The organism is Paenibacillus dendritiformis (assembly GCF_015845845.1).
Classification (GTDB): Bacteria; Bacillota; Bacilli; order Paenibacillales; family Paenibacillaceae; genus Paenibacillus_B; species Paenibacillus_B dendritiformis_C.
In genome coordinates this window covers 1-7,175 of sequence record NZ_LDIG01000176.1, presented here as the reverse complement: position 1 = coordinate 7,175, position 7,175 = coordinate 1, and the positions used below count along the sequence as shown (strand labels likewise).

The following is a 7,175-nucleotide window of genomic DNA, read 5'->3' as shown; positions in this document are numbered from 1 at the left end:
GAGTCTGTAAAATAGTTTGTGTAAACTCCAAAACCTATTAAAATGGAACTAATAGAAAGGTTGGGAGAACACATGGGACTATGGACGAAAGAGCAACTACGAGCGTTTATTAAAGAGAACAAGCTCATGACCGCGAAAGATGCGCAAAACGCCTTGAAGGATCTGTTCGCCGAGACGATTCAGGAAATGCTGGAGGCCGAGATGGACACGCATCTGGGCTATGAGAAGCATGAGAAAGCGGAGAAGACCACCTCCAATTCACGCAATGGCAAGAGCCGCAAGAAGATCACCAGTGAGTATGGGGAGCAAGAGATTTCGGTGCCCCGCGACCGGCAAGGTGAGTTCGAGCCACTGGTGGTGAAAAAGTATCAGTCGAACGTGACCGGCATTGAGGATCAGATCATTGCGCTCTATGCCAAGGGCGTAAGCACACGGGAGATTCAGGATCATCTCCAGCAGCTATACGGCATTGAGGTGTCCCCTACGCTTATCTCCAATGTCACCAACAAGATCATGCCCCTGGTCAAAGAATGGCAAAACCGGCCGCTGCAAAGCGTGTATGCCGTTGTATTTTTGGACGCCATTCACTTTAAAGTGAAGCAAGATGGCGCCATCGTCAATAAGGCGGCTTACATGGTCATCGGCATCGATTTGGATGGCAACAAGGATGTTCTGGGCATCTGGATCGGCGAGAATGAATCTGCAAAGTTCTGGCTGAGCGTGCTGAATGAGTTGAAGAATCGCGGCGTACAGGACATTCTCATTACGTGTGTGGACAACCTGACCGGCTTCTCGCAGGCCATCACCGCATGCTATCCACAGACGGAGATTCAGAAATGCATCATTCATCAGATTCGCAATTCAACGCGCTATGTGTCCTACAAGGACCTAAAGAAGGTCACTGCCGATCTGAAGCCGATCTACAAGGCGAGCACGGAAGAAGCCGCTCTTGTGGAATTGGATCGCTTTGAAGAAGTCTGGGGAACGAAGTACCCGCTCATTATCCGTTCCTGGCGCAACAATTGGGATGAGCTCGCGACCTTCTTCAAGTTTCCGCCAGAGATCCGTAAGTTGATTTATACCACAAACATCATCGAGAGCTACCATCGCCAACTTCGCAAAGTGACCAAGGGCAAGAGCATCTTCCCGACGGACGAGGCGTTGCTGAAGATGCTGTACCTGGCGACGATGGATGTGACTCGCAAATGGACGGGGCGCGTGCAGAACTGGGGACAAATCCTCCTCCAGCTCTCCATCTTCTTCCCGGATCGGGTCGGACAACATTTAAGCTAAGGGGCGAACCGCCCCCGAGGGGGCTTCATCATCAATGCGTTTACACAAAACTCTTGACAGACCCCTACATTTCATGGTTGAAATCGCTGCCTCTCTACTATGAAACGAATCAGACTTTGCATAGAGCATCCGGTAAACCTTCCTCGATAAGTCATGAGTTCCTCCTTCTTCTAGGTCACAAGATTACTTCGATCTATATATTTCTTCATCTGCGCCACTCATATTCCTTTTTTCTCTCATAAAGACGCCTCAACCTGTTGAACTCTAACACCGTATTCACGCTGTGGGGCTTTTGCCCCTTGGTAATCAGATGTATAATCATGGAAGATGACTCAGACAACACACGACCCGGCCTATGATTTGAGCTATTAAAGGCCGGGTCTCGTCTTCAAATTGGGAAACCAGCCTCTTAATTATTAAAAGGTGGGGAAAATATCTGTCAACCATGTCGGAAGAGGGTCCTCGAGACTCTCCAGTTTGGTTTCATTGGGAAAGAGAACGGATATGGATTATTGGAATTACTTCGACAGATAGTTTTCCAAAAAGAATACAGAAAAATCCGAAATGTGCAATTGGAATTGTTGATTTTGATCTTTATCGTGGACTTGTTTTACATGCAGGATTTAGAGGTCATGCAGAGGTTAAATCATTTGATAATGAGATAGCATATCGATTACTGTCACGATATTTAGGTCGACATGAAGAACGATGGGATCCAAGATTTAGAAATTTAGATGACAGCAATGTATTGATATGTTTTAGACCGGAAACCGTCGTAATCCGAGATCGATCATACGCTCCATCAAAAGAAATGGAATAATGAATGGATAACTAGGAAACAGCGCAAGCCATAAATATCCATATCCTTTTATCAGGCATCGAACGGATTATAAAATATTAAACTGGTGGTGTTTAACGCTGTCTGAACAGTCTACTGTGTTTAATACTTCGGATAACTTCTCTCTTGAATGATTTAGCTGATCAATTATTTCTTTGACTTCAAAAATTTCATCACCTGGTTTAGCAATGTCAGGAGCTTCTACCTTATTACTTCTATCCAGTAAAAATTCCAATTGAGGTTTATTCTCTATAGACGAGTCTTCTTCACTCTATAATCCTTTCTTTAATGCATCAGGAGGAACCGATGCCCCATTATCCGATCGATATTGCGAACTTTCATGATACGATTCTTCAACTTCAAGGAATATCTGCGATCGAAAGCGGCGTCGACAACCTGGAGCCCATCGATGCGGAGATGCTGCCGCTCTCCCCATGCGCTCATCTGCCTCATGCCGCGCTGTGGCGCACGGGAGGCGGGCTTGAAAACGAGGTTCTTATCCAGTTCGAGTTCACCATTGACCATACAAGAGAAGGCTTGCAGTCATTGGAATTTCTTGCATGGTTCGTCCGGGATTGCGCGCGGGGAGGCGCAAAAATTCAATTGCGTCCCTTCGCGCTTCCACCGGAAACGCCTTACGGCAGGCAATTGGGGACGACGTTGAAATTCCATATCGATCTGTTTGTCGATGGAATCGAGGACACGTTAGAGCCCGCATTTGCTGCGATTCGTCAGCTCAATCAAGCGCTCAAGCTGGCGGTGGAGATGTACAAAATTCCGGTCAAGTGAGCGCACAGATCATATGGCAGAAACAAAGGCTCAAAGGAAAGCGGGAAGTCATATGGGAATCGCTTATCAGTTAAAATGCGGGCATTGCGCGTATTGCAGCAGTATGTTTTAGGGATTGGGTTCAGCCATGTATATGTAAGTTCGCTCTTGCCGGCATTGAAGAAAGAAGAGGATCCGTCAGCGGGCCGCCTCATTTCTCCATGATGGCAGCGCAGTACATACCGCTTGCGATGTGATTTACGTGTGCCAACAATGCGGCTATCTTCATAATGACTTGTACTTGAAGATTCGCTCGGATACCGATCAGTTTGAACTGTGTCATGACTGCCCCCGGTGCGCGGAGCCGCTGACGTCTGAACCGTTGGAAGAACTGTACCCGGAAGCAACGGTGCTGGCATGTCAGGAGTGCCGGAAAGAGAAGCTGGAGATTGAGCCTTTCATGGATTGGGATTAGTTTGGAATAAAGTGGGTTATAAAAATTACGAAGTCTATAAGAAAAGGGGGGGGAAACATGAACGCTTTGGAAGCACGGGGACGAATCAGTGTGCGCCCATATCGGGACGAAGACAGGTCGGCTTGCCAGGAGATATTCGATAGCAATGTTCCTGATTATTTTGCAGCCGTTGAGCGCAAAGATTTTGATGCTTATCTCGATGACCTGAAGGGTCCTTACTTCGTGATGGAAGATGAGACAGGCACCATTGTCGCCTGCGGCGGGTACGCGGCTGAAGAGGAAGAGCCCACGATTGCCGTGCTCTGCTGGGGAATGGTCCGTCGCGATCTTCACCGCTGCGGGTTCGGCCGACAGCTTCTGGCCGAGCGGTTGCGGCGAATCGCGGCGGAGCCGCAATACTCCCTCGTGACGATCGAGACATCGCAATACAGCCGCGCTTTTTTCGAACGATTCGGGTTCACTGCGGAAAGGGTCGTCCCGGACGGCTTCGCGCCGGGTTTGGATCTTGTGGAAATGGAGCTGGATGTCTCCAATCGAGACGTATTCGTGCATATGGCATGATAAAGGTGCCGGGAATGCGATGTTCTGCAGACAGCAGTCCAGGAGGGGCCGAAGATTTATGCCCGCTTAGCCTTATCCCTTGTTGCATAAAGTGGAACATTCCCCCGAACCGGCTTCTCCCATTTCCAGCTTGAGTTGAGCGATCCGCTTTTCGCCCCAATCGTACATCATCTGAATGATCGGCAGCAGGGTCATCCCCAGCTCGGTCATCGAGTATTCCACGCGCGGTGGCACTTCCGGGTACACTTCCCGGTGGACGATCCCGTCCTCCATCAGTTCTTTCAGTTGGCTCGTCAGCATTTTGTGGGTAATTTTGGGGAACAGGCGCTGCAGCTCGCTGAAGCGATGCGGCCCTTCCACCCCGAGATGCCACAAGATGACCACCTTCCACTTGCCGCTGAACATGGAGAGGGTCAGTTCCTTGGAACAGGTAAAATCGCCGTTTTTAAGCTTTTCCTTGATTTCTTTTCGAATGTCGGACATCGGGTAACCTTCACCTCTTTGAAGTACTTAGCCAATAGTACCTTTTTCGTAACCACCGTACAAAAAAGTGCATTCTTCCCGTACCTAGCGATAGGGGCTATAATGGCGTTGATTGAATATCATTCTTCTTATATTGTAAAGGAGTGACGCGACAATGTCTAAAAAAGTGCTGATTGTGACCGGCGATGCGGTCGAAGCATTGGAAGCATACTATCCCTATTATCGTTGCCTGGAGGAAGGATTCGAAGCGACCATCGCTTCGCCGACGGATACGAAAGTGCTGCATACCGTCGTCCACGATTTTGAAGACTGGCAGACGTTTACGGAAAAGCGGGGCTACCAGTTGGAAGCCCATGCTTCGTTCGAGCAGATCGATCCTGAGCAATACGATGCCCTGATTATCCCGGGCGGACGGGCACCGGAGCATATTCGCCTGCATAAAGACTTCCCGCGGATTGTCCGCCATTTCTTCCAGAAGGATAAACCGGTCATGATCCTGTGCCATGCCAGCGTGGCGCTGACCGTGATCGCCGAAGAGATAAAAGGGCGGGAAATGACGGCCTACTTCGCTTGCCGTCCGGAAGTGGAAGCGGCAGGGGCGAAGTATGTGGAGGCCCGGTTCCATGTGGATCGCAACCTGATATCCGGCCATGCATGGAACGATTTGCCGCAGTTGATGAGAGAATTCGTCAAGCAGGTCAATGCTTTGGCGTAACTTGTAAGTAAATAGAGAAGCAAAGGACAGCATGGTGGTGCTGTCCTTTGTTGTATTATACGTTTCCACTATTATGAAATGGAGTTATACTTAGGGGAGAGTGGCAAGAGTGTTTGTTAGTGTTGAGTTAGGATGCGCAGATAGCCGATAACGTAATAAGTGTTCACAGCCAAGGGAATTGGTATAGATGGACCTCTGTCAATAGATTGGACAGCCAGAATCGAGAAAATTATGCAGCTTGATCGTACATTTGTTCGTATTGAACGGGTGTAAGATACCCGATTGCGGAATGAACGCGTTTTCGGTTGTAGAAAAACTCGATGTATTCAAAAATTCGACTTTGGGCTTCCTTGCGGGTTCTGAACTTCTCCAAATAGACGAGTTCCTTTTTGAGCACGCTGTGGAACGATTCGATGCAGGCGTTGTCATAGCAGTTGCCCTTGCGGCTCATGCTGCATTTCATCCCGTATTTCAAGAGCCGTTTTTGGTACTCATGAGAAGCGTATTGGCTGCCCCGATCGGAATGATGCAGGACTTCGCCTTTCGGCCGTTGACGGTTGTAAGCCTGATCCAGAGCTTGCAGGACCAATTCCTTGGTCATCCGCTCGTCGGCGTGCCAGCCTACGATTTTGCGAGTGTACAAGTCCATCACGCTCGCGACATAGAGCCATCCCTCGTCTGTCGGAACGTAAGTGATGTCCGCCATCCAAACTTGATTGGGAGCTTGTGCCGTGAACTGCTGGTTCAGCACATTGTCATGCACCGGCAGATTGTGGTTCGAGTTCGTCGTCGCCTTGTATTTCTTGACGGTGCGCGACTTGAGCCCCAGTTCCTTCATAATGCGGGCAACCGTTTTCTCGGATACCCGCACACCTTGCTGGCGCAGGACTTGAGCGATCTTCGGGCTGCCGTACAGGCGACGCGAGTCCACAAAAATACGGCTAATCTGTTGTTCCAGTTCTCTGCGACGTTTCTTTTGCTCGCTTTCCTGACGCCTGGTCCATTGATAGTAACCGCTCCGGGATACGTTCAAAACCTTGCACATCTCCGACACCGGATACTTGGAGCGGTGTTTGTGGATAAACGCAAAGATCAGTTCCGGTCTTTTGCGAAGATATGCATCGCCTTTTTTAAAATCTCGTTCTCCATCCCGAGTTGGCGGATTCGTTTCTGCATTTCGAGAAAGGTTTTTTCTTCGATTTTCAGGTTACCGCTGCCGCGAAACGCATTGACCGGATCTTGCTTGAATTCGTTGATCCAGCGGTACAGGGTATTGTCGGACACGTCCAATTCCCGGGCGACCTGCGCCACCGGCTTCCCCTGCTCTTGAATCATTTTCACGGTTTGGATTTTGAACTCTTTGTCGTATTTCTGACTCATCTTCGGACACCTCGATTTTGTTAGGTTTATTGTCGCATTCTCGATTCTCGGTGTCCACTTTTTAGTCTATATAGAATAAAACTATTGAACTTCCATAACAGGAGGGTTTTGTCCCATCATTGTCGAATTCAGAAATACCCTGAATGAGGCGGTGAATGAGATGGATAACAAGGAAGCGCTGGCTGCAGTTGAAGAACGAATAAGAACGACGAAGGATCGCCGCATGTACGAGCGACTTCAAACCGTACGTTTACGATTAATGGGCAAGTCTGTACGCGAGATTGCCACGATCATCTGTCGTTCGGAGAAAACTATTCGCCTTTACATCCGCGCCTATGAAAAAGAAGGGTTGTCGGGCTTGGCCATGCAATTCTCTCCCGGGCGATCCCCACGCCTGACGAAAGAACAGCGGGACGCATTGAAGCAAGTCATTGTGAACCAGGTGCCAGCAGACGTTGGATTCACCGCCAAATTCAATTGGACGTTGCAACTGATAGCAGACTACATTGAGCGTACGTATGGATGTACCTATTCGCTGCGCGGCGTTTCGAAGATGATGGAACATATGGGCATGAGCTATACGAAACCGACGTATACGCTTGCCGCTGCAGACCCTGTTAAACAACAACAGTTTGTCGAAGAAACGTTTCCGGCTCTAAAAA

General features: G+C 49.0%; 9 protein-coding genes. 6 read left to right on the top strand and 3 right to left on the bottom strand.

Annotation, left to right across the window (positions count from 1 at the left end; translation table 11 throughout):
* The first annotated feature begins 72 nt into the window (after positions 1-72).
* Positions 73-1,293: an IS256 family transposase gene (locus ABD76_RS18545; RefSeq protein ID WP_197255154.1), complete on the top strand. Its 1,221-nt coding sequence runs from the start codon at positions 73-75 to the stop codon at positions 1,291-1,293.
* A gap of 887 nt (positions 1,294-2,180) precedes the next feature.
* Here the strand turns inward: ABD76_RS18545 and ABD76_RS18535 are convergent.
* Positions 2,181-2,366, bottom strand: a complete 186-nt coding sequence (locus ABD76_RS18535; protein WP_242069637.1) for a hypothetical protein — start codon at positions 2,364-2,366, stop codon at positions 2,181-2,183.
* 71 nt (positions 2,367-2,437) lie between these two features.
* Here ABD76_RS18535 and ABD76_RS18530 point away from each other — a divergent pair, with 71 nt between their 5' ends.
* From ABD76_RS18530 to ABD76_RS18520, 3 genes are all read left to right on the top strand, one after another.
* Entirely contained in the window at positions 2,438-2,920 is a 483-nt protein-coding gene (locus ABD76_RS18530) for a hypothetical protein (RefSeq protein ID WP_197258671.1), read from the top strand.
* A 241-nt stretch (positions 2,921-3,161) separates the two neighbouring features.
* Positions 3,162-3,374 carry a hypothetical protein gene (locus ABD76_RS29620; protein WP_242069636.1) on the top strand — a complete coding sequence of 71 codons (213 nt, stop codon included), beginning with the start codon at positions 3,162-3,164 and terminating at the stop codon, positions 3,372-3,374.
* Between the two features lie 57 nt (positions 3,375-3,431).
* Positions 3,432-3,935, top strand: a complete 504-nt coding sequence (locus tag ABD76_RS18520) for a GNAT family N-acetyltransferase (protein ID WP_197258670.1) — start codon at positions 3,432-3,434, stop codon at positions 3,933-3,935.
* Positions 3,936-4,007: 72 nt separating this feature from the next.
* Here the strand turns inward: ABD76_RS18520 and ABD76_RS18515 are convergent, their stop codons facing one another.
* A complete protein-coding gene (locus tag ABD76_RS18515; RefSeq protein ID WP_197258669.1) occupies positions 4,008-4,418 on the bottom strand; it encodes a winged helix-turn-helix transcriptional regulator in 411 nt (136 codons plus the stop codon).
* Positions 4,419-4,572: 154 nt separating this feature from the next.
* Here ABD76_RS18515 and ABD76_RS18510 point away from each other — a divergent pair, with 154 nt between their 5' ends.
* Positions 4,573-5,133, top strand: coding sequence for a DJ-1/PfpI family protein (locus ABD76_RS18510; RefSeq protein ID WP_197258668.1), 561 nt, complete (start codon positions 4,573-4,575; stop codon positions 5,131-5,133).
* Between the two features lie 229 nt (positions 5,134-5,362).
* Here the strand turns inward: ABD76_RS18510 and ABD76_RS18505 are convergent.
* Positions 5,363-6,513 (bottom strand): IS3 family transposase gene (locus ABD76_RS18505; protein WP_197258667.1). Its coding sequence is split into 2 segments (ribosomal slippage): positions 5,363-6,258 and positions 6,258-6,513, totalling 1,152 coding nucleotides; the frame shifts between segments, so codons are not numbered across the junction.
* 160 nt (positions 6,514-6,673) lie between these two features.
* Between ABD76_RS18505 and ABD76_RS18500 the strand changes: the two genes are divergently transcribed.
* On the top strand, positions 6,674-7,175 hold a 502-nt coding region (locus ABD76_RS18500; RefSeq protein WP_197256132.1), incomplete at its 3' end, for an IS630 family transposase.